The following is a 24972-nucleotide window of genomic DNA, read 5'->3' as shown; positions in this document are numbered from 1 at the left end:
GCCCGCCACGTTCCGAACAGCAAAGGGATTTCCATGCCCAGACCCAACCGCTCCACGCTGGCCGCCCTGGCCGCCGGCATGCTCGCCATCCCACTGGCCGTCTCCGCTCCGGCCAATGCCGTCTCGGGCGCGCAGGCCGCGGACGGCGCCTATGCCTTCACCGCCAAGCTGGACATCGGCGACTCCCACCGCGCCTGCTCCGGCGTACTCGTCGAGTCCCGCTGGGTGCTCACCGCCGCCAGCTGCTTCGCCGCGGACCCGAACGTCAGCCTCGACATCCCGGCCGGGGCGCCCGCGTCGGCCACCAAGGCCACCATCGGCCGCACCGATCTGACCGGCACCGCCGGCGCGGTCCGCGACATCGTCGAGCTCGTCCCGCACCCCGACCGCGATCTGGTACTCGCCCGGCTCTCCGCCTCGGTCGGCAACACCCCCGCCCGCCTGGCAGCCACCCCGGCCGCCGCCGACGAGCAGCTCACCGTGGCCGGATACGGCCGCACCGCCGACACCTGGGTGCCCGACAAGCTGCACACCGGCACGTTCACCGTGAATGCCGTCAACGCCGGCCAGGTCACCACCACCGGCAACGACGGCGCCGCCGTCTGCCAGGGTGACACCGGCGGCCCCGCACTGCGCGACACCGCGAACGGCGTCGAGCTGGTCGCCCTCAGCAGCCGCTCCTGGCAGGCCGGCTGCCTCGGCACCGACGAGTCGGTCACCGACACCGGCGCCATCAGTACACGGCTGGACGACGTCACCGACTGGATCGGCACCCACGTCGCCCGCTGGACCCTCAAGGCGCACGTCAACGACAACTACGTCACCCCCGAGATCAACGAGACAGGCAACCAGCAGGGCAAGCTCCGCGCCCGGGCCACCACCCCGTACGGCTGGGAGCAGTACACCCTGCACACTCGCGACGGCGGCCAGACGGTCTCGCTGCGCGCCGAAGCGAACAACCTGTGGGTCACCACAGAGAACTCCATGACCGGCGACTACGAGGGCATGCTCCGCGCCCGTGGTACGGCCACGCCCGCCGGCTGGGAGCAGTACACCCTCGTACCGCAGGGCGGCCAGAACTACGCCCTGAAGGCCAAGGTCAACGGCAAGTTCGTCGCCGTGGAGCACAACTACACCGGCTCCGACGCCGACCTGCTGCGCGCCCGCTCCACCACCGTCACCGGAGGCTGGGAGCGCTTCACCTTCCAGCACGCCGACAACTTCACCGTCACCGGCAAGGCACCCGCCGCCCCTACCCCCCGGCCCCTGGACTGACCGCACAACACCGGATGCCGGGCCACACCACGCGGCCCGGCATCCGGCTGATACACAACCAGGCTCCCGTACGCCGCGAATCCCGCGCGCCGCAGTGGCGCTTCCCGCCACGATCGGGTTCTCGTCGAGCCGGGCACATGGCACGGACCACGGATCGGGATGCCGTGCAGCCGGGCGGCTGCTTCGCATCAAAACCTCCGTCAGCGTCCCACTTCAGCCGAGGCATCGACCCGGCCAAGAAGATGATCGGGCGAAAGCGCCACATCGTCACGATTCGCTCGGACTCCTGCCGGCCGTCGCCCTCACGGCCGCCAGCGGCCATGACTCAACGGCTGGTAAGGGGTAGCCAGGGGCAGCCGCCGAAGCTCGGGCCGCGCAGGCACGGACCACAGGGCCACAAGGGCTCTGCGATGCATGAGGCGCCACCCACCAGGCGGATCGAGCGGCCTGGTCGGTCCACTACAAGATCAGTTATTTGGTGCCGGCTCAGTGCCGTGGGAACGGGGCATAGACGGTGGCTGGTTCAGACGGCAGTGACCGGCTGGGGCGAAACTGCGGAAGATCGTGGTCAGGGATCAGGAAGCTGCTGTACCCCATGGGCACGGGACTCTCCGCCCAGTACATCGCGCCGGCCACCACGTGACCGTTGCTGCCGGACTCGGTCTCTAGGACGAACGCACGCCAGTCGTGCCAGCGACGAGGGTCTGCGACCCGAAGCTGCTCTTCTTCCGTCTGGGAGGCGAGTCGAATGGTCAGCCGTCGGTAGTGATCGCGTACCGAGAGCGCGCCAACATCCTTGAAGAGGAGTTCGACCGTGGTGGGCAGCCCGGCATCAAGGTCCTGCTCGCCGCGGAACAGGACCTGGCTGTGGCCGATGATGTAGGCAAACAGTCGCAGTGGCCGTTCGAACGAGACCGGCAGATCCACAAACTCTGTACGTTTCCCCGCCACGAACACCCCATAGTGCTGCTTCGATACCTGAGCCACCGACAGTCACACTGCAGATGAAGCGACACCACCTTACATCCCGACCCCGCAGCCCCGTGATCACGTGTCAGAACCCACTGACCGCATCCGTCTTGATGGTCATCGATTTGGCCCGGGTGGCCCCGCGGGCCACGATGCAGCTCGGGATGCCGTTACCGCGACGATGGCCGATCGGGGCTGGGCCGTACAGGCCGCCGGCAACGATGTTCTCGCCTGCTGACGGCATCATCGCCGTCGTTGTACCCGAACTCGCCGCGCATACCAGGCCGTGAAGTTCGTTCCGGACCGGGCAGCTAGTGCCCTGACCACATAGGTTCGCCGGGTTGGGATGGGCGTGACGGTTGGATGTGCGGTGGCCGACCTGTCGGTGTGCTCAGACCGACCGACCAGGGGTGGCAGAAGCCGCAGCAGATCGTGCGCCGGGGCAGCACCGGCTCGCCGCACTATCGGCGGGCGCCGATGCTGCCGGCCTCGGCGGTCCCCGCCTCGCAAGAGCTTTCGCGATGCCCAGCGATGTCTCAAACGCAACGTCTGCCGCCAGATCTTCAAACCCCGCAAAGGAAGCAAGCAATCGAACAAGGAAGAGTTCCCGCAGGCGGCTTGGCGCGCCTCGAAGGGGATGGGAGATTAAGGAACGATCGTTCTTGACTGATCGTTCCTTAACTGTCTACTCTAGTGGCCATGGGCAGGCCAAGAGCATTCGACGAGGACGAGGCGGTGCGTGCCGCCGTGGATCTGTTCGGCGGACGCGCCTATGACGGCGTGTCAGTTGACGATCTCGTCAGTCACCTCGGCGTGCACCGCAACAGCCTGTACAAAACGTTCGGCAGTAAGCGCGGCCTCTATCTGATCGCTCTGCGCCGCCACCTCACCGACGACGTCCGTCCTTTGCTCGACGCCCTCGCCGGCGCATCGGATGCCGCGGCCGCGCTGCGACTCGTCACCACGGCCGACCTCCGTCTGCTCCTACTCGCGACGATCGAACGCGCACCGGTCGACAAGGAGGTCGCCTCCGAGGTGAAGGCCGTATTGGCCGCCGTCGACCAGGCGATCGCCGACGCCCTCGGCGTTCCCGCCGACCTGGCCGCCGCCCTCACCGCCGCCGCGCTGGGCATTCTCCTGCGTGGCAACCCCGACAACGCCACCACCGCGCTGATCCAACACCTCGACCCATTCGCCTGAAACGGAAACCGAAATGGCACTGATACGTATCGACGGCGACGACCTCGTCGTCGTGATCGAGGGTCTCGACAAGCTCTGGTCCTTCAAAGGCAGCCTGACCATCCCACTGGCCAACGTCCGTGGCGCGACCGCCGACCCCGGTATCGCCACCGACCCCAAGGGAATCCGCGCGCCGGGCTCCCACGTACCCGGCGTGATCACCGCTGGCACATTCCATCAGGATGGCGAGAAGGTCTTCTGGGATGTCAGGGATCCGTCAAAGGCTGTCGTGGTCGAACTCGCCGACGAGCGGTACGCACGCCTGGTGCTCCAGGTCGACGACCCCCGCGCGGCTGTCGCCCTGGTTGAAAATGCCCTTGCATAAAGAGAGGTAAGCCGATGTTTCGCCACTTGGCAGCAGCTGTGATGGCACTGGCCGCCGTCACCGCCGCTCCGGCCGAGGCAACACCCGGGCTCGTGCCTGCCGCCGACCGCGAGGTCGTCTTCACGGCCGACGGTACGACCGCGTACGGCACCCTGCATGTTCCCGAACATCGTGCCGGGCAACGGCTGCGGGCGGCACTGCTGCTGCCAGGCAGCGGACCCACCGACCGCGACGGCAACCAACCGCCCGTGTCCTCACCGGACACCCTGGCACAGCTGGCCGACGCGCTCGACGGGGAGGGAATCGCCACGCTGCGGTTCGACAAGTACGGCACCGGCCGCACCGGACTCGGCGCCTACCGGGACCACCCGGAAGAACTCGACTACCCAGCATTCGTCCGCCAGGCACGGGCTGCCTACGAGTCGTTGCGCGATCAACCGGAGACCGACCCGCACGAACTGCTGCTCGTCGGACACAGCGAGGGCGCGATGACGGGCCTGGTGCTCGGCGGCACCGTCCGCCCGCGCCCTGTCGGCCTGGCGCTGCTGCAACCCCAGGCGATCCGCATGCTGGACCTGGTCGCGCTCCAACTCAAAGCTCAGATCGCCGAAGCAACCCGACAGGGCCAGTTCACTCCGGAGCAGCAACGCACCGTCAACGCGGCCATCGATGCCGCCGTCACCTCCCTGCGCGAACGCCGACCGGTCGACACCACCGACCTGCCCACCGCGATCGCCCAGCTCTTCGAGGCATTCCAAGGCCCCAACGCCCGGTTCGTGGAAAGCGATGACGCCGTCTACCCACCGGACACCGCCGCCGCACTCCGGCCGGGAACCACGGTGCTGCTGACGTGCGGCACGAACGACGCCCAGGTCCCTTGTGCCACAACGAACGCCCTGACGACCGCCCTGCGTCACGCGCATGCCGGTGGACCGGGCCGAGTGACACTGCCGGCAGTGGACCATCTCATGCACGACCCCGACCACCCGAACACGCTCGCGCCGCCCGTACTCGACGCCTTGCACCGGTTGGCCCGACACTGACGCCGGCCGAGGACGCCCCCGGACCCAGCGGAGACCCTAAACCGTGTGGTTGGGGTAGTTCGAGTTGGCGATGCTTAACCGCCGCAGCGGCCCGAAGTGCGCCTCGACGGGGTTCGCCCACGAGGCATAAGTCGGGGTGAAACACAGCTCGACGTTGTGCTTCTTCGCCCTTTGTCGGATGTCGGCGCCTTTGTGGGCGGACAGGTTGTCCAGGATGACGTAGATCGGGGCGCTGTCGGGTCGGGCGGCGCGGATCGACCTCAGCGCGGCCGGCGTGTTCACGGCTCCCTTTCTGCGGCGGTTGACGCCCCACAAGCGGTCGTCGCCGACCGAGTAGCGGCCGTGGAAGGAGTGCACGCCGTGGGTGCGGTGGTGAGCAGCGGGCAGCCGGTCGGGCGTTTGAGTGCGGCCCAGCCCGAGCCCGCGGTGGGTCTGATCCCGAGCGGGCTGAACTCGTCGAAAGCGAAGACCCGGTCGGGGAAGCGGTGGAGGACTTCCTCGATCCGGTCCAGCTTCGCCTCGCGGTCGGGCCCGGGGATTCTTTCCAGGCCTTGGTGCGCTGGAATGTAATGCCACGGCGGGTGAGCAGGCAGCGTAACGTCTCGCGGCCGATGAGGATCATCCGGCCGTGGACTTTGCGCAGGTAGGCGACGAGCTTGCGCAACGACCAGCGAGGGCCAGCAGCATCATCGTGCGCCGGTATCGCACCGTGCTGGTGCAGCTCCGGCGCACGATCTGCTGCAGCTTCTGCCCCTCCTGGTCGGTCAGTCCGCGCACACGGACAGGCTCGGCCACCGCGCCTCCAGCGGTCGGATCGGACGCCACCGCCCATCCAACCGCCACAACTACCAACCCGGCGAACCTATGAGGGCACAGCACTTGACACATCGTCTCCGCCGCACCCGCCTACGGTACGAAGCTCCGCTGGAGCGCCCCGAAGGTGATCAACCACGCCAACCAGGTGGTCCCGGGTGCGGCAGTACAGACGATCCACGTTCTCGCACCCGGTTCCACGGGAGTCTCAGCAGTGTCCGCTGCCGGCCCGGCCCTAGCGGCCAGGAACCGCCATGGCTATCGGAAGGGGTCACAGAGGGCCGGTGCCGCGCAGTGCCTGTACGGGGACGTCGACGAGAGTGGGGCCGGGGGCGGCGAGAGCAGCGGTGAGGGTGTCGGCCAGGCGGTGCGGGTCGTCGGCGCGGGTCGCGGTGGCGCCGAGGCTGGTGGCGAGGGCCACCAGGTCGAGGGCGGGCAGGTCGAGGGCGGACTGGATCGGCGGCGGGAAGGCGTCAATGCCGAAGAGGGTGGTGAACTCCTTCATCGCGCCGTACTCGCTGTTGTTGAGGACGACGACGGTGAGGGGCAGCCGGTGGCGGGCGGCGGTCCACAAGGCCTGGACGGAGTACATGAGGGAGCCGTCGCCGATGAGACACAGCGTGCGACGGTCGGGGTCGGACAGAGCGGCGCCTACGGCGGCGGGCAGAGCCCAGCCCAGGCCCCCGCTGAACGCGTTGTGGAACTGGCCGGCTTCCATCGGGAAGTGGGCGCGGATCTCCTGCCGGTAGGAGGGGGCCTCCTCGAACACCGGGCTGGCGTCCGGCACCAGCTCGCGCAGCAGGTGCAGGACTGCGGACGCCTCAAGCGGTGTGGCCAGAGGGGCGGGCTCGGGGCGCGGCGGCGCGCTGAGAGGTGTGCGCTGGGCAAGTTGGTCGGGCAGCTGGTCGAGGAGGGCCTGGATTCCGATGCGGGCGGAGCAGATCAGGCTTTCGCCGACCGGGGCGGAAAACGCGTGCACGGGATTGTCGGTCAGGTGCAGGCACTGGGCGCCGGCGGGCAGGAAGCGGCCCTCGGTGTGGACGTGGTAGGTGAAAACCTGGGCGCCGATGACGAGGACGACGTCGTGCCCGTCGAGACGCTGGACCACTTCCTCGCGGGTCGCGGTGAGGTAGCCCTGAAAGAGGGGATGACGTTCGGGGAAGCTGGCCCGAGAGCTCCAAGGGGCACCGTAGACGGCGGCGCCGAGGCGCTCGGCCAGCCGTACCGCGTCGAGGGCGGCGCCATCGCCGTCCACCGCGGGGCCCAGAACCAGGACCGGATGCCGGGCGCCGGCGAGGAGGCTGGCGAAGCGGGTGATGGCGGCGGGGTCGGCGCCCAGCGCCGGGACGACCGTGTGGGGCGGCACCGGCGTGGCCGGCTCGGACCAGTCGTCCTCGGGGACGGAGATGAACACCGGCCCGCACGGCGGGGTGAGCGCGGTCAACAGGGCACGGGCGACGGCACCGGGGACATCGGCGGCACGGGCGGGCTGGACAGCCCACTTCACATACGGGCGGGGAAACTGGTCCGCATCAAGCGCGGACAGGTACGGCTCGGTCGGCAGCATGGCCCGGGTCTGCTGTCCGGCCATCAGCACCAGCGGGCTCTGGTTCCGCCACGCGGCGATCACACTGGACAGCGCGTTGCCCACACCGGCCGCTGAATGCACGACCGCGACCCCGGCCCGCCCTGTGCGCTGCGCCAGGCCGTCGGCCATCGCCACCACGCTGCCCTCCTGGAGCGCCAGGATGTACTCCAGATCGTCGGGCCAGTGCAGGTACATATGCATCTCGGTGGAGCCCGGATTGCCGAACACCCGTGTGACATCGAAGGCGCGCAGTACCGCGAAGACCGCCTCGGCCACGCTCGGCCCGTCGGCGCGGGCACTCGCAGGAGCCATGAAAGACCTCTCTCGTGATCCCGGCACCAGCGTGAGCAACGCGAGAGGCGAACGCCACCTGAAAATCCGCTGATCGGCCGCTTCTCGCGCGGCTCGTTGAAGCGAGTGTGCGGCGTGTGATGTCCCCCGCGCACCGCGTATCACGGCGGGGACCCAGGTGAGCGGCAGTGGCGGCACTGCCACCGTCGTGTGATCAACGGGATCTTGTTCTGGCAGCGCTAGCCTGCCGTGGCGGGTTCTGCCGTCCCGTTTCGGGAGGTGGAAGACGGTTCATGACCATCATCGCAGGTGGTCAGCGGACGGGTATGTGGGAGAGGACCCTGAGAGCCGTCCGCGCCGACGCTGACGCTGCGGGCCAGATCGACTGGAGCATGGTCAGAGTGGACTCCACCTCATGCCGAGCTCATCAGCACGCGGCAGGTGCACACTCTCGACCGCCAAAAGTTTTCGGCAGTGGGAGCAAGCCCGTCCGGCACCGGGCCGACGAGACCCTGGGCCGTTCGAGGGGCGGGCTGACCTGCAGAATCCATCTGGCGGGCGAGGGCGGACGTCGCCCTCTCGCTTTCGTCATCACTGCCGACCACCGGGGCGGTGCCCCGCAGCGCGGTCCGGCTCTGGCTTCGTGCGTGAGGCACAGCCAGGTCGCTGTTGGTTTCGTCGCGGCCTACCGCATGATGGGGCGATTGGTGGAGGTGTACTCGTCCGCAACGTTGAAGACACTGGCGCAGAGCGGGCATTCCGCACGTCCGAATAGATGGGCAATTCCGTCGGCCAATACCTCCTGACCTGCGTGGACGGCCATCTCGAACATCCACCTGCCAGTTCCGGTCAGCTCCTCGGCGGGCGTCGGCCGCAGGTCCCTTCGTTCCACATCACCCAGGTTCCAATCCTGGGTCGCGGAGTACCGCCCGTAGTTGCCGATGGCGATCCTGACCTCTACGCCACAGTGCGGACATGTCAAGGGATAGAAGTCATCCTCGAAGTCACCAAGGACCGCGGCCCAGTGGTACTCCTCCTCGACCGCGAGTAGGGCACGCAAGGACACGAGGAAGTCAGCCGGCCGCGACCGCAGGTGCCGGTCCAGCACTTCGCGGAACTCCGCGATGGCGTCGGCACAATCCGTCAGGAGATCGTCGCAGCCATGGTGCCCTGCCGCGCGCTCGAGAATCTCCCCTGCCAGTGCGCGCGCCTCCGCGCTGCGCGGCGCGAGGCGCACCAGGCGCGGCAGGGCAGCGAAACTGGCCGGGGACACCAGATCATGCTCAAGAACGAGCCGCCATCCCAGCTCCTTCCATGCCTCTTGATCGTCATCGTGCTCGACCTGCTCCAAGAGCTTCGGAACAGGATCGACCTCAAACCAGCAGTCATACATATGTGCCCAGGCGCCCACTGCAGCATTGAACCTTGCCCAGGTGGCCAGGGGCGAGTGCGCGTTTGCGGGTCAATTCTGATGACACCCCTGAGCGACCCGTCGGACAGAACTTGGTCGCAGCGCCAGCACAGGCCGATGACCAAGTCGTCTGCACGGCCGCAGCAATCAGATCGTGTTGACGACCTTGTCCAGCAGGGCGCCGCTCGCCGGAATGTCGTGACTCAGCTGGACCGCGCGTCCTGTCCGAAGATGTCTGAGTACCGGTCCTCCGTGGCACCGTGGGGAGTCTGGAGCATCTGGAGGAAGTCGAGTCCGGCCGCGTCACGAGGAAACTCCGAGGGGTGACGGACCTGCTTCGCCACTGTGGCGCCGGCACAGCACGTCAAGCCGTCGAGGAGCTGACCGAGTACGTTCAGGCGAAAGGAGCGGCGTGACGCCGTCGGAGTTGACCTACGAACGGTTCGAGGGCAAGGAAGCCGCAGGAAAGCTCGACACCTTCCTCGAAGCGTACGAGGAGGTGTACGCCGAGCCGCCGTACGGCGAGGGCCCAAGCGACATCGCCGAGTTCATCGAGCACTACCAGGTCCATGCCCAGCGGGACGGGATGCGCCTGGTCCTCGCGCGGGACGGCGACCAAGTCGCCGGCTTCACGTACGGATACCTGCTCCCGGCCGACAGCCGGTGGTGGGCCAACGTCCAGGAAGAGCTTCCCGAGGACTTCACTCGGGAGGACGGGGCGCGCACCTGGGTCATCCTCGAACTCGCTGTACGGAAAGCGTGGCGGCGTCTTGGTGTCGCCGCCAACCTTGCACGGCCTACTCCTCGACGGCCTGGGCGTCGAGCGTGTCACGCTCACCGTCCGGCCCGAGCCTGAAGCGAAGGCCGCCCAGTCGGCGTACGGAAAGTGGGGCTACCGCGAAGTCGGGATGTCACACCCGTGGGAGGAAGCGCCTTTCTGCACCACTTCCCGCTTCGCGTGCCCGCGTTGTACCGAAGCGGGCGGGCCGCCGGGGCCTGTCCCACTGTCAGCGGATGTGCATGTAATCAGCGGAGGAGCTGGGCTCCGTCCCGCACGGACTCAGGCCTCCAGCAGTGGCAGACCGGGCAGCACCTTCTCGATGGTGATGGGGAAGTCGCGCACGCGCACCCCGGTGGCGTTGAACACCGCGTTCGCGACCGACGCACCCGCCCCGCAGATGCCCACCTCACCGACGCCCTTCGCGCCCAGGGGGTTGGCCTTGTCGTCGTACCCGTCGAGGACGACCGCGTCGATGTCGGGGATGTCGGCGTGGACCGGCACCAGGTACCCCGCGAAATCCCGGTTGACGAAGGCGCCAGATCGCGGGTCGACGACGGCCTCCTCTTCGAGGGCCGCGCCGACTCCCCAGATCATGCCGCCGATCAGCTGCGAGCGGGTCGTCTTCGGGTTGAACACGCGGCCCACCGAGAACACGCTCAGCATCCGCCGCAGACGGATCTCCGCGGTGTCGGCGTCGACTCCCACTTCGGCGAAATGGGCCCCGTAGGTGTTGATCGAGTAGTCGGTGTAGTTCGGGTCGTCGCCCATGAAGCGGACCTGCCCCTGCGCCTCCACACCTTCGGGACAGCTGCGCGCGACGATCCCGCTCAGCGTCTCGGACGCGTCACCGATGTCCACGCCGCCGTCGGAGAACACGGCGTCCGCCGGGTCCAGACCGTGCAGCGGGGAGCGGGGGTCGCCGCAGGCCGCTTCCAGCACCTTCTCGCGCAGAGCCGCGCATGCCCGATATGCCGCGGTGCACGAGTTGGTGGCGCCCCACGAGCCTCCCGACCCCCAGCTGGAGGGCAGATCGGAACGTCCGAGCTCGATCCGTACTCGTTCGAGAGGGAGCCCGAGTCCGTCCGCCGCGACCTGGGTCAGGATGGTGTAGGTGCCCGTGCCGATGTCGGTCATGTCGGTGTGGACGACAGCGGTGCCGTCCGCCTCCAGCCGCACCCGTACCGTCGTCGGCCCCTGGAAATGCCCCCGGATGGCGGCCGACATGCCGTAGCCGACCAGCCACCGTCCCTCGCGCACACTCGCGGGGGTGGCCGGGCGGTTTTCCCACCCGAACCTGCGCGCGCCCTCGCGCAGGCACTCGACCAGGTGCCGGTCGCTGTACGGCACGTTCCGCTCGGGATCGACCGTGGGCTCGTTGCGGATCCGCAGCTCGACCGGGTCCATCCCGAGCGCATCGGCCAGCTCGTCCATCGCCGACTCGACCGCCAGCAAGCCCGGCGCCTCGCCCGGCGCGCGGACGTCCGTCCCGCGCGGCAGGTCGAGCGCCGCGAGCCGGTGACTGGTCAGCCGGTGGGGCGCGGCATAGAGGCTGCGGGTGGTGGCGGCGGTCTGCTCGGCGTACTCGACATCGGGGTTGGTGTGCATGCTGACGTCGTGGGCGATCGCCGTCAGCCGTCCGTCGCGCTCCGCGCCCAGCCGGACCCGCTGGCTCGATATGGGGCGCATGCCGACGAGCTGGAAGACCTGCTGGCGGGTCATCGCGACCTTGACCGGTCGGCGCAGCGTGCGGGCGGCGAGCGCCGCCAGGATCGTTTCGGAGTGGATGCCCAGCTTGGAACCGAATCCTCCGCCGACGAAGGGGGCGACGACGTGGACCCGCTCCGGGGCCATCCGAAGCGTGCCGGCGACCGAAGCCTGCGCGGCATCGACGATCTGGCAGCTGACATGGACGACCAGGTCCTCGCCGCGCGGTTCCGCCAGGCACGCGTTCGGTTCTATCGGCAGCGAGAACTCGTACGGCGTCGAGTAGTGCTGGTCGACCTTGACCTCGGCGCTGTCGAACCCGGCGGCGAAGTCGCCCACCTCGGTGTCGGTGGGGAGGCCGGCGTTGACCACCTTCGGGATGTACACCTGGTCCTCGTACTCGGCGAAGTCGAAGCGCCCCCGCCCAACGCTGTATTCAACCTTGACGAGGCCGGCCGCGGCTCGGGCCTGCTCAAGGGTCTCGGCGACGACGAGCGCCACGGGCTCGCCGTAGTGGTGGATGTCCGGGCCGGTCAGCACCGGCTGGGCGCGCCAGTATTCGAAGGTGACGGACTCGTCCCGGGGGCCTTGCGCCGGGGCGTTGAGATGGGTCATCACCAGACGCACACCGGATGCGCTCGCTACGCTCTCGGTATCGATCCCGGTGATACGGCCTTTGCCGATCGTCGCGCCGACGATGAAACCGTAGAGCGGTTGGCCGGCCTCCCAGTGCTCGTAGGCGTAGGCGGCCTGGCCGGTGGCCTTCAACGGGCCGTCGACGCGGTCCACAGCTTGCCCGATCATCTCGCCTCCTCAGCTCGCCCCGGCCACTTGGGCCAGCGTGCGGCACAGCGTGCGCTTGGCCAGATCGATCTTGAAGTCGTTGTCCCCCTGCCCGACCGCGTCGCGCATGGCCACCTCGGCGGCGGCGCGATAGGTGGCCATCGTGGCCGGACGGCCGATCACCGCGTCCTCCGCCTCGGAGGACCGCCACGGCTTGTGCGCGACACCGCCGAATGCCACCCTCGCCTCACTGATCGTTCCCTGCTCGGTCGAGACGACAGCTGCCACGGAGACCAGCGCGAACTCGTACGACGCCCGGTCGCGTACCTTGCGATATCGCTGCCGGCCCGGCGGGGGCGGGGGCAGGAGGACACCCGTGATCATCTCGCCCGGCCTCAGCACGTTCTCGATGTGCGGTGTGTCGCCCGGCAGCCGGTAGAAGTCGGCGATAGCCACGCGGCGCACCTTCTGATCGACGCCGAGCAGCTCGATCTCCGCATCCAGTGCGGTCAACGCGACGGCCATGTCCGAGGGGTGGGTGGCGATGCAGGAAGCGTCGGCTCCGAGGATCGCGTGTATCCGGTTGAATCCGCCGATCGCCGAGCAACCGGATCCGGGATCACGCTTGTTGCAGCCGGCGGCCGTGTCGTAGAAGTACGGGCAGCGAGTGCGCTGCAGCAGGTTTCCGCCGGTGGACGCCTTGTTGCGCAACTGACCCGATGCGCCGGACACCAGCGCCTCCGACAGCACCGGATAGCGGGTGCGTACGTGTGTGTCGGCGGCCACCTCGGAATTCGCCGCCTGGGCGCCGATGCGCAGTCCGCCGTCCGGGAGTTCCCCGATGTCCCGCAGCGGGAGCCGGCTGATGTCGACCAGATGGCTGGGCTTCTCGATGTCGAGCTTCATCAGGTCGAGGAGATTGGTGCCGCCGCTGATGAACTTCGCGCCGTCTCTGGACACCGCGGCAACGGCGGCTCGCGCGTCCGTCGCTCGTTCGTAGGTGAAGGGCCTCATTCAGGGCTCCTTTCCGCGGTGCCGCGGATGGCCGCGACGATATTCGGATAGGCGGCGCACCGGCAGATGTTGCCGCTCATCCGCTCGCGGATCTCCTCGTCGGTCAACGCGATGTGCGGCGCGCTCACGTCAGCGGTGGCGTGGCTGGGAGAACCAGCCTCCACCTCGGTGAGCATGCCGACGGCCGAGCAGATCTGGCCTGGTGTGCAGTAGCCGCACTGGAAGCCGTCGTGCTCGACGAAGGCGCGTTGCATGGGGTGCGGATCATCGGGGGCGCCCAGGCCCTCGATCGTGACGATCTGGTCGCCCTCGTGCATCACGGCGAGCGTCAGGCAGGAATTCACGCGCCGGCCGTTGATCAGCACGGTGCAGGCGCCGCACTGCCCGTGATCACACCCTTTCTTGGTGCCGCTCAGGCGCAGGTGTTCGCGCAGCGCGTCGAGCAGCGAGGTCCGCGGATCGACCTCAAGCCGCCGCACCTGATCGTTGACGTTCAGCCTGATCGCCAGGAGTCCGGCCGTCTCGCCCTGGCTCCGCCCCATGGCGCCCGTATCCGAATCGCTCATCGCGGCCCGCCTTCCCCGCTAGCTGCGGGTTCCAGCTGGTAATGCGTCGCCACCTTCAGGCGCGCTCCTCCTTCCCACCGTCTCGCGAAAGCCGTCGCTCCGCGCGTCGAAGGCGGACGCCGGGCTGCCGGGCCCCTGGGACAGGGGACACGGGACACGGGACACGAGGTGCGGGAGAGTGGAAGGAGTGGCGGAGGAGGAAAGCCATATGGGTGTTTCACGGCTCGGTCGGCATCGGGAGGGCATCGCCATTTTGGTGGTGCTGGTGCTGGCCGTACTGGCGGAAATCGCTGTGACCGTGGGGCCCGCGTCCGACCGGCCGCTGGTGGGGGTGGCTGTTACCGGTCTGCTGGCCGTGGTGCTCGTGATCGGCATTGGCTGGGTGTGCGGCCACTGGTACATGATGCGGCACCGTTCTCGGCCGGAGTGGGGCGGCCTGGAGAAGGATGTGCCGCTTACCACCGAGGCTCTGGCAGGTTTTCCGTTCGCCGAGGTGAGTGAGCGGCTGGGACATTGCGACACGGCCTGTATGAACCGTGTGTACGCCGCCTGGGTCCTGGCGAGCCATGGCCATGACGCGGAATGGATCGTCCGCAGTCTGGACCTCCCTCTTGATGTCGCCGAGGTCCTGGTCGCGGCCGTGGACAGGAGGCCGCGGACCTCTTCAGGCGCCGCCGAGGCGGACCGCCTTGAAAAGTAGGAGCAGGACGCTGAGGATCAGGTAGCCGCGCAGCACCGTCATCCCCAGCCTCGTGCCCGGTGACCATCGCACGGGTTTGAGCAGGGTGACGGGTGGCATGCGCCAGGCGAGTTTGTCGGCGTGCGTCATGACCGGGGCCCGGGGCGCGGGCGAGCGGCGCCGCGTGGTGAACATGGTCGCTGCCGCGGTGGCCAGACCGATGACCAGCGCGATCGCGAGCCAGGTGACGAGGCGGGCGACGTCCAGGGCCGGGAAGAGTGTAGTGGCCATCAGAGTGCCGGACAGCAGGAGCAGTACGGCGATGATGACGGTGGCGAGTGCGTTCAGCCACCGAGGGTTGACCCAGGGACCCAGGACCTCGGAATCGTTGCACAGCAGCAGAAGGAACACGCTCGCCGAGGGCAGAAGCAGCCCCGCCAGCGCCTGCACGGCTTCCGTGATGAGCCCCAGCGGCGCTCCGGGGATGAGCACGATGGCGGCGGCGACCAGGACCAGCAGGCTGTAGGAGGTGTAGAACTGCTTGGCCTCGCGGAAGCCGCGGTGCAGGGAGTGGCGGAGATTGAAGACGTCTCCGAAGGCGTAGCTGGTGGCCAGGGTGACCGCCGCCGCGCCGATGATGCTGGCGTCCAGGAGGATGACGGCGAACATCACGCCCAAGGCGTGATCGTGCCGGCCCAGTGCGTGCGCGACTCCGGCGGCGTCGGTGAAGTGGCCCTGTGCGCCGGTACCCCGGACGGCGAAGTCGGCGACCATCATCAAAGCCGCTGCCCCCGCCACGACCACGAGGGCGCCGATGGCGGTGTCGGCGCGTTCGTAACCGATGAAGCGGGGGGTGATGCGTTTGTCGATCACATTGGACTGCTGGAAGAACAGCTGCCAGGGAGCGACCGTGGTACCGACGATCGCGATGATCAGCAGTACGGAGTTGCTGCTCACACCCCCCTCGACGCTGGGGACGACGAAGTCGTGCGCGGCCTGTCCCCACCGGGGCTCGGACAGCAACGTCAGCGGGACGATCAGCAGACTCAGCGCCATGAAGACGAACATCGCCCGTTCCCAGCGGCGGAAGGAACCGCTGGCCACCACCGCGATCAGGATGACGGCGGCGGCTGGCACGGCGACATACCGCGACAGGCCCAGGTAACCGGCGGCCAGTGAGACACCGATGAACTCGGTCACGATCGTCAGAAAGTTCAGCAGGAAGAGATCACCGGCGCTGAACCAGCCCCAGAACCGGCCGAACCGTTCCATGATCAGCCGCGCGTGGCCCACGCCGGTGACCGCGCCCAGCCGTACCACCATCTCCTGGTTCACCACCAGAACGGGAATGAGCAGGAGCAGCACCCACAGCAGCGAGTATCCGTAGTTCTGGCCGGCCTGGGCATACGTGGACACGCCGCCCGCGTCGTTGTCACCGATCATGACGATGAGCCCGGGCCCGACAATCGCCAGCAGCGTCAGCAGGCGCGTTCTCACACCGGGACGGCCGCCCTCACCGGCTGTGTTCGGGACGCGGCCGAGAGCACCGCGGATCTCGTCCTGAGGGGCCGGGCCCCGTACCGCGCCGGGCGGTCTCACCTCGGCGGCGGGCGGCACCGGCGTACGGGATCGCTCCGGGACATCGGGCTGCCCCGGTTTCTCCGGAGGGTGGGGTTCTTCTCGTCTCCCTGTGGGGCTCGCGGACGTCTCTGCGGGGCTTGCGGACGGGGGCTCCGGTGCGGCCGGGGCGGCGGGTCCCGGCCGCACCGGATGAGCGCCGTCGAGCGGACCGGCATGGTCGGGGAGCTCCGGAAACGGAGGAGGCTTCGGTGACGGAGGGGGCTGAGGGGAGGGGGGAGGCTTCGATGTCGGGGGCGGCTCCGGACGGTGATCGTCACCTCCGGGCGCTTCGTCCTCGCTCACGGGGAAGCGGGAGTCTCGCGCTCGGGGCGGCCCGGCGGACGCGGTGCGTGGCCACGCCGGCGCCAGTCCGGCGGAATGATCACTTCCAGTACATCATCGACGGTGATCACGCCCAGGATCCGATCCTCGTCATCGACGACCGGAACGGTCAGCAGGTTGTAGTCCGTCATCAGGAGGGCGACGTCCTCGATGTCGGTGTCCGGTACGACGCGCACCGGGTCGGCGTCCGCCAGTTGTTCAAGCGGTGCTGCCGCATCCGCTTGCAGGAGATCCACCAGTGTGACCGCCCCCGTCAGCCGATCTCCCTCGCCGATCAGATACACGCTGGTCAGCACCTCGGGCTGAAGGGCACGTGATCCGCCCGCCTCCCGCAGCGCCTCGGCGGCCGTGACGCCCGGCGCCGCGGTGAGTACGTCCAGGGCCATCAGCCCCCCGGCGCTGGAGGGATTGAAGCCCATCAGTGTCAGCACTTTGACGCGCTGTCTGGCCGGCAGCGCGTCGAGTACGGGCTGCCGCCGGGCCTGCGGCAACTCGTTCACAGCGTCCGTGGCGTCGTCGGCCCGCATCCGGGCGATCACCTGCGCGATCTCGGCGTCGGACCGCTCACGGAGCAGCCGGATCTGCGAATCCGGCTCCAGTTCCTCGAACACATCGGCTTCGAGTTCCGGGTCGCTGTGGACCGTCTGAAGGATCTCGTGGGACTCGGTACGGCTGGCCTCTTCGAGAAGATCGGCGATGTCCGCAGGTTTGAGCCGGCCCAGTCGCCCGAACACACTTCTGACCCGGGCGGAACGCGCGTGACCGATGAGTGGCTCGAAAGACTTCCAGTCCCTCCAGTCCCTTCGGTCGTGCTCGCCGTCGCCGCCTCCGAACAGACGCGCGAGTCGCTGCGGCCGACGTGTGTTCAGACCGGTGACCACCAGGCCCTCGGACGTCCGCTCCAGAACGAGGTCGTAGGCCCGGACGAACTCGGCCGCCGGCACATCGATCACCCGATGGCCCAGAACATCCGCGCGCAGCAGCACTTCCCCCTCACGCCGCTCGAAGCCGCCCAGGTTCACCCTCCGGCTGGTCAGTGTGATCCCTTCGGCACTCCAGTTCGCCACCTGCTCCCCGGGAAGGAAGACATCCCGCCCGCCCAGCCGCGCCACAAGACCCGTGACCAGTGGGTAATTCCGGCCCCGCAAACGCACGATGACATCGGAGAGACGGCCCACCGTCTCACCGCCTTTGCCCAACAGCGGCCGACGTAGCAGCTCCGCCAGATACAAGTCGCGACCCACAGGCCCAACGTAGGCACAGCGGCGGGAACCGCAATCGAAGACGCGGCCATCCAGCCCTCTCCGCACGTTGGCCTCAGCAAGGTGACGGAGGCCGGATGGTTCGCTTCGGACGCGGACGCGGAGGCGGCGTCGAGGCGGCGTCGCCGCCGACGGCGACGGTGGCCCGCGGGCTGGTGGTGTCCTCACCCTCGCGGCGGGCTTGGCATGTCTGCGACGAGCTGGTGCAGACGTCCGGCCCCGCAGTGCGAGCGCCCCACCAGGAGCTACATCCGCGCTCGGCAGGTCCAGAGTTGCGCTTCACGGACGCCGATGGCCATGCCTGACCAGCTCGCCTCCACACCCAAGACTGACGCTAGTTGACGCGTCAATAACCGACATCTAATGTAGATGACGCGTCAACCAAATGGTTGGGGGTCGCCGGCCCGGCCGGCCCGCACACGCCTTGCTGCGGGGCATCGAGGTGTCGGTGCACTGCCGGAGACCCGAGGACGCGAAGTTCCGGAAGGGGAATCCCGTGAGTACTGAGAACAAGGCCGGACTCGGCGCGCTGCTGACGCCCGAGGAGAGCGTGCTCGCCCTCATCGACCATCAGCCGTTCCAGGTCGCCAATCTGCACAGCCATGAACCGACGATGGTCATCAACAACGTCGTCGGGCTCGCCAAAGCCGCCAAGGTGTTTGACGTTCCGACCATTCTGACAACCGTTCTGGAGGAGCGCGGTGGCCTTCTTGTCCAGGGTCTGCAAGACGTGTTCCCGGAGCAGAAGCCGATCAACAGGACGTTCATCAACACCTGGCAGGACGAACGTGTCGTGGATGCCGTCAAGGCGACAGGACGCAAGAAGCTGATCATCGCCGGCCTCTGGACAGAGATCTGTGTGGCCATGCCGGCGATACAGGCGGCGGGCGAGGGCTTCGAGGTCTTCGTCGTCACCGACGCGTCGGGCGGTGTCTCGAAGGAGGCCCACGACATGGCGGTGCAGCGGATGATCCAGGCGGGCGTGGTCCCGATCACCTGGATGGCCGTGCTGGGCGAGTGGCAGCGCGACTGGGCCCGCGAGAAGACCGTGCAGGGCGCCGCCGAGGTCCAGGCGCAGCACGGCGGTGCCAGCGGTGTGGCCTTCGCCTGGGAGATGCAACTCCTGGCCACGCCCACCGCCACGCCCACCGAAAGCGAGGCCTGACATCGCCGCCACCCCGGCACTGGTCCGTATCGGGTACTGCCTGTCGTTGACCGGTTCCTTACGCGGAAGCTCTCACCGCTGAGTGACGGAAGTCAGTCGCAGCCTTTGGAGATCGGGCCGCCGGAGATTCCGGCGGCCCGTTCGGCGGCCCGGGGCGTTCCCCTGACCTGCGATGGACGCGGCACCGTGCGATGAGGCGTTCCCACAGGGGGTGACGGAGCCTTGGACCGATCGCGGGGAGCACCGTCTGCACGCCACGCGGTTTGTCCGACACATACTCCCAGGCGGAGAGGAGGATCTCATCCGAATACGCCTCTCGTCGGCAGCGATGACGCGGTTCCGCGTCATGAGAAGCCGTCAGGGGAACAGCCGGTCATCCACCGTCACTTCGAGAGAAAGTCGCGCAGCGCTGTGTTGACCTCGTCGGCGTGGGTCCAGAGCAGGCCGTGCGGCGCTCCTTCGACCTCGATGTAGTCGGCCTCGGGGAGCGCCTTGTGGAAGCGGCGCGCAGTGGCGTCGATCGGGAGGATGTTGTCCTTCGTACCGTGCAGGATCAGTGCGGGCTTGCCGCTCGCGCGGACCGCCTCGACGTCGGCACGGAAATCCTCGATCCATGCCGGTACCACGGCATACGCAGCCACCGGAGCGCTGCGGATCGCGACGTTCCAGCTGCCGGTCACAGCCTCCTCGCTGATACGTGTGCCGAGGTTCTCGTCGAGGTTGTAGAAGTCCGCGTAGAACTGCTTGTACCAGGCGTACCGATCCGCCTTTGCGGTCGCGGCGATGCCGTCGAAGATCTCCTGCGGCACCCCGTCGGGGTTGTCGTCGCGGGCGACGAGAAACGGTTCGAGCGAGGCGAGGAAGGCGAGCTTCGCGACACGCTCATGGCCGTAGTGACTTACGTAGCGGGCGAGTTCCCCGGTGCCCATCGAGAAACCGACAAGGATGACATCTTGCAGGTTGAGGGTCTCAAGGACCGTGTTCAGGTCGGCGGCGAAGGTGTCGTAGTCGTAGCCGGAGTTCACCTTCGACGACTCGCCGAAGCCACGACGGTCATAGGTGATGACCCGATAGCCCTGGGCCAACAGCTCGCGCGTCTGACGCTCCCAGCTGTGCCCGTTCAGTGGGTAGCCGTGGATCAGGACGACCGGCTGCCCGGAACCCTGGTCCTCGTAGTAGAGCTCGACGGGCGTGCTGTTCTCCGTGCCGACGGTGAGGTAACCCATGATTTCTTTCCCTTCTGGCCGACGAAACGAACGCAGGCCCATATCTGTATGTGGAAACCGTGTGTTGTCGGGGTGGGTCAGAGGTCTCGCCGTTCCGCATCGGCCTGCGGTGGGGAGCGGATTTCACCATGCGTGTTCAACCGCCCTGACCTCCTCCCGAGATCGCGGCGTTCAGGGCGTGATCCACGTTGTCGATGAGTGTGACTCGGCCACCATCGCCGGGATCGGGATCGGGCATGATCGATTCTGGGTCGACGAGGTAGACCTCGTGACCATTCAGTGTCAGCCTCCGTGCGACCTCCAGCAGCACGCGCCGTGCCACGTCATCGATCGAATAGACCCTTGTCAGGTCCAAAGCCACCCTGACTTCCGAGGGCGAAATATCCATGGATTCCTGAACAACTCTCTCGGCTCCGGCAAAGCCGATGCCACCTTGCAGTTCCAGGACCCGGAGCGCGTCCGGTCCGCTGCCGACGACATGGTTGGACCGTACGACGGCACGCGCGGCGGCGGGGACCTCCATCACATGCAGACCCATGTCTGAAGAGAATCGTTCGAACAGTGACACCCCGCGAACGCTGTTCCCGTGACGATCCAGTCGCGGTGAGAAAGTGGCAATGCCGATCTGTCCGGGGAGCGCGCCGATGAGGCCCCCGGCCACCCCGCTCTTCGCCGGAATACCTACCTGGGTCGCCCAGTCACCGGCGGCGTCATACATTCCACAGCTGAACATGACGCTCAGCACCTGACGCACCACCGGTTCAGGCACCACCTGCTCTCCCGAGAGAGGGTTTATCCCGCGGTTGGCCAACGTCGCGGCCATCATGGCCAGATCTCGCGTGGTGACGAGCACGGAACACTGGCGGGTGTAGCCGTCCACGACGGCCCTCGCGTCCTCGGTGAGGACGTTGTGACTCCGGAGCATGTGCGCAATGGCGAGATTGCGGTGCGCGTGCTCCATCTCTGACGCACATACCGCCTCATCCATCCTCAGTGGACGACCGGCGAACGCCGAGAGGCCGTGGAGCACGCGTTCCACACGCTCTGTCGGATTCAGGTCCTCCGCGCCGGCCAGTGAGTGAACGGTGATCGCACCAGCGTTGATCATGGGATTGCGAGGGCGCCCCGTATCGCTTTCGAGTGAGATCTCGTTGAACGCCTCTCCGGACGGCTCGACACCGACCTTGGCGAGCACCGGGTCGAATCCGCGGTCAGACAGGGCCAACGCATAGATGAACGGCTTGGAGATCGATTGGATGGTGAACTCGATATCGATGTCACCGGCACCATAGACCTCTCCGTCAACCATGGCGAACGCAGCGCCGAGACGCTCGGGGTCCGCTGCCGCGAGCTCAGGGATGTATCCCGCCGGCTCTCCGGACGTGTCCGACTCCACATCTCTCAGTACCTCGGCCAGATAGTCGGGAATGATCGGCCGCATTCGTCCTCCATGCATCATCGCAATCCTCACGCCGTGACATCCGTGTTGTGTTCGGCCGTAGTACCAGGTTGCACCCGGCGGCGCCTCACCGCGTCACGTTGTCGATGGAGAGCGTCACGGCGTGGCCGCATCTCTCCGGTCCGGCCGAGGTGCTTCTGTTGTTCTGTTACGAAGGTTCAAAAAGTCTTGTCGGAGCAGGGGCGGCGGTAAGCACGCGAAGCTGGTCGGCGTCGACATTGGCTCCGAAGGCGGGGGTTCCGGGTTCGAGCCGGACGCCCGCGGCGAGGTCGCCGATGGTGAGTGGGTCGAATCCGAGAGTGTCGATCAGCGCCGACACGACGGCGAGATCCTCGGGCGAGTCACCGGCGATCGCGATGGCCCTGCGTCCGAGGCCGCCGACTGGACGAGCCCCGTCTTCGAGGTCGTGGTAACCCATGTGGTTGAGGGCTTTCACGACACGTGCGCCCGTCAGGAACCGCTGAACGACTTCGCTCGAAGAGGTATCGGGCGGGAGGATCGCGTCGCGGGGACCATCGACCTCCCACCAATGGTTCATCGCGTCGAGGACCAGCTTTCCTTCCAGCTTCGGAACTGGGAGGTCGCGGTGTTTGCCGAGCGGGAGAGCCAGGATCACGACGTCGGCGGCATCCGCGGCCTGGGCCGGCCACACGGCGGTCGCTCCGGGGGTGAGGATTTTGACGGTAAGCGCGATCTTGGAAGGGTCACCGGACCCGGAGATCAGGACTCGATAGCCGGAGGCGACCGCCAGGCGCGCCAGGACGGTGCCGACCTTCCCGGCTCCCAGGATCCCGACAGTGGTGACAGGGTGGGTCATCGCGCCGCTCCCGCCGTGGCCGCGGGCCGCTCGGCCAGAAGCTCGCGGATCCGAGGGATGACTTGGGTGCCGTACAGCTCGACCGAACGCAGGCGCGCGGAGGCTGAAACCGTGCCGGCGGCAGAGTAAATCATGTCGAACCGGCCCGCGTTCAGTACCCGGATGGCATGGGCGATCTTGGTCGCGACCGTCTCGACCGAGCCGACATACAGCGACCCGCGGTCCACCTCGTCGTCGAATTCCTCCCGGCGGAGCGGCGGCCAGCCGCGCTGAGCCCCGATCCGGTCGCGGATCTCCTTGTACCCGGGGTAGAAGAGCTCCTTGGCTTCTTCGTCAGTGGAGGCGACGAAGCCGGGCGAATGCGTCCCGATCGGCTGCGCGGTAGTGCCGAACTCCTGGCTGGCACGCCGGTACAGATCCACGTAGGGAGCGAACCGGTCAGGGGCGCCGCCGATGATGGCGAGCATGAGCCGGAAGCCATACTGAGCGGTGCGGAGCACGGACCGCGGTGTCCCGCCCACCCCTACCCAGGTGTTGAGACGTCCCGAATCGGTTTTCGGGTACACGTCCGCGTTGTGCAGGGCGGCGCGCGTGGTGCCTTCCCAGGTGACCGGCCCCTCGTCCAGGAGCCGATGGAAAAGGTCGATCTTCTCCTCGAACAGCACCTCGTAGTCCTTGAGGTCGTAGCCGAACAGGGGGAACGACTCGGTGAAGGAACCGCGCCCGAGGATCACCTCGGCGCGGCCGCTGGAGAGCGCGTCGACCGTGGCGAACCGCTGGAACACTCGCACCGGGTCGTCCGAGGACAGCACTGTGACGCCCGAGGCGAGCCGGATGCGCTTCGTGGCTGTCGCGATGCCCGCCAGTACTGTCTCAGGGCTGGAGATCGCGTACTCAGGCCGGTGGTGCTCGCCCAACGCAACAACGTCGATACCGATCTGGTCGGCAAGGACCGCTTCGGCCACCGCGGCGCGGATCGCCTGCGCGTGCGAGACGATCATGCCCTGGTCGTTTCGGGGCCGGTCTCCGAAGCTGTCGATGCCGAACTCGATTTGCGAAACATCCATCGTGTTCACTTCGTTCAACGCTTTCGTTGTGTCGGGGCGTGACGGTGCCTGGTTCGTGACGACCGGGCGGGACGTCAGCCCCGGGCGACCTGCGCGAGTTTCCTGCCGGTCAGGTCCCGCGTGTCGTCATCGCCGGCCGGCGGCCACCTCCGCCGATCTAGTTGACACGTAAACTATGGCACCCCATTGTTTACGTGTCAACTAGATCGTGGCGCGGAGGGCGCGGCTGCACGTCGGTGGACTGGCGGTTGGTCACGAGATCCGCGCCCTGTTGTTCAACGGCGTTGGCGAGCCGCTGCTTTGCGAAGTTCTTCGCCGCCTGGACGAGGGCCGGGGCAAGACGCGTATTCACATCCTCGTGGCCGTGGTCTGTCGCCGTGGTGGCCAACTCGGTCAGCGTGTCCCGCACGGCCTGGACTAAGTGCCTGAGTGTGTTTCATGTCTCAGAAGACTTGCGTAAACACCGAGCGTGAGTTGAAGCTTCAACTCGCTGCCGAGGATGTGATCCTCTGTCTGGAGGACTGTGAAAACGGGACGTTGTATCCAACGTGACCGTCGACGGCAAGCTCTGCCACTTCATCGGAACGATCAAGGAGGCCTGACCATGACCCACTACACCGCCGTGCAGGACGATCAGGCAAAAAGCAACGTCGACATCGTGCTCACCGCGATGCGGGAGTTGTTCGCCGACAAGGACCTCACCGCGATAGATCGATACTGGGCCGAGCCCTACATTCAGCACAGCCCGCAGATGCCCAATGGGCTCGACGCTCTGCGCAAAGTCGTTCCAAACCTGGAGGGCTTCTCCTGGGAGCCGCAGCGGATCGCCGCCCAGGGCGATCTGGTCTTCACCCACAGCATCGTCCACGGCTGGGCCCCGAACCCCGTGGCCATCGTCGACATCTTCCGGCTGGACAACGGACGCATCGTGGAACACTGGGACGTTGTCCAGGACATTGTCTCTGCCGAAGAATCCGCCAACGGCAACACCATGGTGTAGACCCGGCACGTGGACATCTCGATCTCGCCCGGTCAGTCCGGCTGCTTCTCCATGTGGTCCAGGACGCGCTGGGAGATCCGGCCGAGTGTGCTGAGCTGGTTCGGGGTCAGGGCATCGATGAACAGGCGGCGGACGTGCTCGACGTGCTGGGGTGCGGCCTCTTCGATCGCCTTGTAGCCGGCCGGGGTGGCGACGATGAATGCTCCGCGTCCGTCGTCGGGGCACTCCTCCCTGGCCAGGAGCCCGCGTTTCGCCATCCGCGTGACCTGGTGGGACATCCGGCTCTTCTCCCACTCCACGAGTTTGGCCAGATCCAGGAAGCGCATCCGCCCATTGCCTCTTTCGGTGAGGCTGGCGAGCACGAGGTAGTCGGAGGCTGACATTCCGGAGTCGGCCTGGACGCGTCGGGACAGCCGTCCGATGAGTGTCTCCTGCATTCGGATGAAGCTGTCCCACGCGGCCTTCTGTTCTGGGTCGAGCCAGCGCGGTGGTGGTGCGTCCATGGGGGCAGTCTAACGAAATCGTTGACAGCT

The 24972-nt window shown here is 67.4% G+C and carries 22 protein-coding genes and 3 pseudogenes; 9 read left to right on the top strand and 16 right to left on the bottom strand.

Annotation, left to right across the window (positions count from 1 at the left end):
• Positions 1-33: 33 nt before the first annotated feature.
• Positions 34-1275, top strand: a complete 1242-nt coding sequence (locus tag M1203_RS38780; protein WP_283958961.1) for a S1 family peptidase — start codon at positions 34-36, stop codon at positions 1273-1275.
• Positions 1276-1761: 486 nt separating this feature from the next.
• On the opposite strand, the gene M1203_RS23685 is transcribed toward M1203_RS38780, so the two are convergent.
• The gene (locus tag M1203_RS23685; RefSeq protein ID WP_249951794.1) at positions 1762-2262 is read right to left on the bottom strand and encodes a hypothetical protein; all 501 of its coding nucleotides are present in this window, start codon (positions 2260-2262) and stop codon (positions 1762-1764) included.
• Positions 2263-2329: 67 nt separating this feature from the next.
• A complete protein-coding gene (locus M1203_RS23680; protein WP_249951793.1) occupies positions 2330-2491 on the bottom strand; it encodes a hypothetical protein in 162 nt (53 codons plus the stop codon).
• Positions 2492-2943: 452 nt separating this feature from the next.
• Here M1203_RS23680 and M1203_RS23675 point away from each other — a divergent pair, with 452 nt between their 5' ends.
• Genes M1203_RS23675 through M1203_RS23665 form a run of 3 tightly spaced genes read left to right on the top strand, consistent with a single transcriptional unit; the run spans position 2944 to position 4851 of the window.
• Positions 2944-3444 carry a TetR/AcrR family transcriptional regulator gene (locus tag M1203_RS23675; RefSeq protein ID WP_249951792.1) on the top strand — a complete coding sequence of 167 codons (501 nt, stop codon included), beginning with the start codon at positions 2944-2946 and terminating at the stop codon, positions 3442-3444.
• A 13-nt stretch (positions 3445-3457) separates the two neighbouring features.
• Positions 3458-3808, top strand: coding sequence for a hypothetical protein (locus tag M1203_RS23670; RefSeq protein ID WP_249951791.1), 351 nt, complete (start codon positions 3458-3460; stop codon positions 3806-3808).
• Between the two features lie 14 nt (positions 3809-3822).
• Positions 3823-4851, top strand: a complete 1029-nt coding sequence (locus M1203_RS23665; protein WP_249951790.1) for an alpha/beta fold hydrolase — start codon at positions 3823-3825, stop codon at positions 4849-4851.
• 36 nt (positions 4852-4887) lie between these two features.
• Here the strand turns inward: M1203_RS23665 and M1203_RS23660 are convergent.
• Positions 4888-5646, bottom strand: a pseudogene (locus M1203_RS23660) (IS630 family transposase).
• A gap of 289 nt (positions 5647-5935) precedes the next feature.
• The gene (gene mdlC / locus M1203_RS23655) at positions 5936-7564 is read right to left on the bottom strand and encodes a benzoylformate decarboxylase (protein ID WP_249951789.1); all 1629 of its coding nucleotides are present in this window, start codon (positions 7562-7564) and stop codon (positions 5936-5938) included.
• Positions 7565-7741: 177 nt separating this feature from the next.
• On the opposite strand from mdlC, the pseudogene M1203_RS23650 reads away from it, so the two are divergent.
• A pseudogene (locus M1203_RS23650) lies at positions 7742-8166 on the top strand (IS5 family transposase); the annotation flags it as partial.
• A 62-nt stretch (positions 8167-8228) separates the two neighbouring features.
• Here the strand turns inward: M1203_RS23650 and M1203_RS23645 are convergent.
• Positions 8229-8954, bottom strand: a complete 726-nt coding sequence (locus M1203_RS23645; RefSeq protein WP_249951788.1) for a hypothetical protein — start codon at positions 8952-8954, stop codon at positions 8229-8231.
• Positions 8955-9381: 427 nt separating this feature from the next.
• Between M1203_RS23645 and M1203_RS23640 the strand changes: the two are divergent.
• Positions 9382-9892: pseudogene (locus M1203_RS23640) on the top strand (GNAT family N-acetyltransferase); the annotation flags it as partial.
• A gap of 122 nt (positions 9893-10014) precedes the next feature.
• Here M1203_RS23640 and M1203_RS23635 read toward each other — a convergent pair.
• The 3 genes from M1203_RS23635 to M1203_RS23625 are packed head-to-tail and all read right to left on the bottom strand — an operon-like array spanning position 10015 to position 13778.
• Positions 10015-12243 (bottom strand): xanthine dehydrogenase family protein molybdopterin-binding subunit, encoded by a 2229-nt coding sequence (locus M1203_RS23635; RefSeq protein WP_249951787.1) that lies wholly within the window; start codon positions 12241-12243, stop codon positions 10015-10017.
• A 9-nt stretch (positions 12244-12252) separates the two neighbouring features.
• Positions 12253-13236, bottom strand: coding sequence for a xanthine dehydrogenase family protein subunit M (locus M1203_RS23630; protein WP_249951786.1), 984 nt, complete (start codon positions 13234-13236; stop codon positions 12253-12255).
• On the bottom strand, positions 13233-13778 hold the full coding sequence (locus tag M1203_RS23625) for a 2Fe-2S iron-sulfur cluster-binding protein (protein WP_374403752.1): 546 nt from the start codon (positions 13776-13778) through the stop codon (positions 13233-13235). Before M1203_RS23625 ends, M1203_RS23630 begins: the two co-directional genes overlap by 4 nt.
• 211 nt (positions 13779-13989) lie before the next feature.
• Between M1203_RS23625 and M1203_RS23620 the strand changes: the two genes are divergently transcribed.
• Positions 13990-14502, top strand: coding sequence for a hypothetical protein (locus M1203_RS23620; RefSeq protein WP_249951784.1), 513 nt, complete (start codon positions 13990-13992; stop codon positions 14500-14502).
• Here the strand turns inward: M1203_RS23620 and M1203_RS23615 are convergent.
• Together M1203_RS23615 and M1203_RS23610 are read right to left on the bottom strand one after the other, a co-directional pair.
• Positions 14467-15978, bottom strand: a complete 1512-nt coding sequence (locus tag M1203_RS23615; RefSeq protein WP_249951783.1) for an NRAMP family divalent metal transporter — start codon at positions 15976-15978, stop codon at positions 14467-14469. The two genes, M1203_RS23620 and M1203_RS23615, sit on opposite strands and share 36 nt — an antisense overlap.
• Before the next feature lie 422 nt (positions 15979-16400).
• A complete protein-coding gene (locus M1203_RS23610) occupies positions 16401-17687 on the bottom strand; it encodes a magnesium transporter MgtE N-terminal domain-containing protein (RefSeq protein ID WP_249951782.1) in 1287 nt (428 codons plus the stop codon).
• A gap of 514 nt (positions 17688-18201) precedes the next feature.
• Between M1203_RS23610 and M1203_RS23605 the strand changes: the two genes are divergently transcribed.
• Positions 18202-18870: a hydrolase gene (locus M1203_RS23605; RefSeq protein ID WP_249951781.1), complete on the top strand. Its 669-nt coding sequence runs from the start codon at positions 18202-18204 to the stop codon at positions 18868-18870.
• 383 nt (positions 18871-19253) lie between these two features.
• On the opposite strand, the gene M1203_RS23600 is transcribed toward M1203_RS23605, so the two are convergent.
• The 5 genes from M1203_RS23600 to M1203_RS23580 form a co-directional block, all read right to left on the bottom strand.
• Positions 19254-20096, bottom strand: a complete 843-nt coding sequence (locus tag M1203_RS23600) for an alpha/beta fold hydrolase (RefSeq protein WP_249951780.1) — start codon at positions 20094-20096, stop codon at positions 19254-19256.
• Between the two features lie 136 nt (positions 20097-20232).
• Entirely contained in the window at positions 20233-21537 is a 1305-nt protein-coding gene (locus M1203_RS23595; protein ID WP_249951779.1) for a glutaminase, read from the bottom strand.
• 166 nt (positions 21538-21703) lie between these two features.
• Complete coding sequence (locus M1203_RS23590) at positions 21704-22372, bottom strand: NADPH-dependent F420 reductase (protein ID WP_249951778.1); 669 nt, start codon at positions 22370-22372, stop codon at positions 21704-21706.
• Positions 22369-23439, bottom strand: a complete 1071-nt coding sequence (locus M1203_RS23585) for an LLM class flavin-dependent oxidoreductase (RefSeq protein WP_249952008.1) — start codon at positions 23437-23439, stop codon at positions 22369-22371. The genes M1203_RS23590 and M1203_RS23585 overlap by 4 nt, the downstream gene beginning before the upstream one ends.
• 190 nt (positions 23440-23629) lie before the next feature.
• The gene (locus M1203_RS23580; protein ID WP_249951777.1) at positions 23630-23848 is read right to left on the bottom strand and encodes a hypothetical protein; all 219 of its coding nucleotides are present in this window, start codon (positions 23846-23848) and stop codon (positions 23630-23632) included.
• Between the two features lie 195 nt (positions 23849-24043).
• On the opposite strand from M1203_RS23580, the gene M1203_RS23575 reads away from it, so the two are divergent.
• Positions 24044-24439, top strand: a complete 396-nt coding sequence (locus M1203_RS23575; RefSeq protein ID WP_249951776.1) for a nuclear transport factor 2 family protein — start codon at positions 24044-24046, stop codon at positions 24437-24439.
• A 32-nt stretch (positions 24440-24471) separates the two neighbouring features.
• Here the strand turns inward: M1203_RS23575 and M1203_RS23570 are convergent, their stop codons facing one another.
• Positions 24472-24942 carry a MarR family winged helix-turn-helix transcriptional regulator gene (locus M1203_RS23570; protein ID WP_249951775.1) on the bottom strand — a complete coding sequence of 157 codons (471 nt, stop codon included), beginning with the start codon at positions 24940-24942 and terminating at the stop codon, positions 24472-24474.
• Positions 24943-24972 lie beyond the last annotated feature (30 nt).

Origin of the sequence: Streptomyces sp. 35G-GA-8, assembly GCF_023534745.1 — a bacterium.
GTDB lineage: Bacteria > Actinomycetota > Actinomycetes > Streptomycetales > Streptomycetaceae > Streptomyces.
The sequence above is the reverse complement of the archived record's forward strand: the minus strand, read 5'-3'. Positions and strand labels throughout refer to the sequence as shown.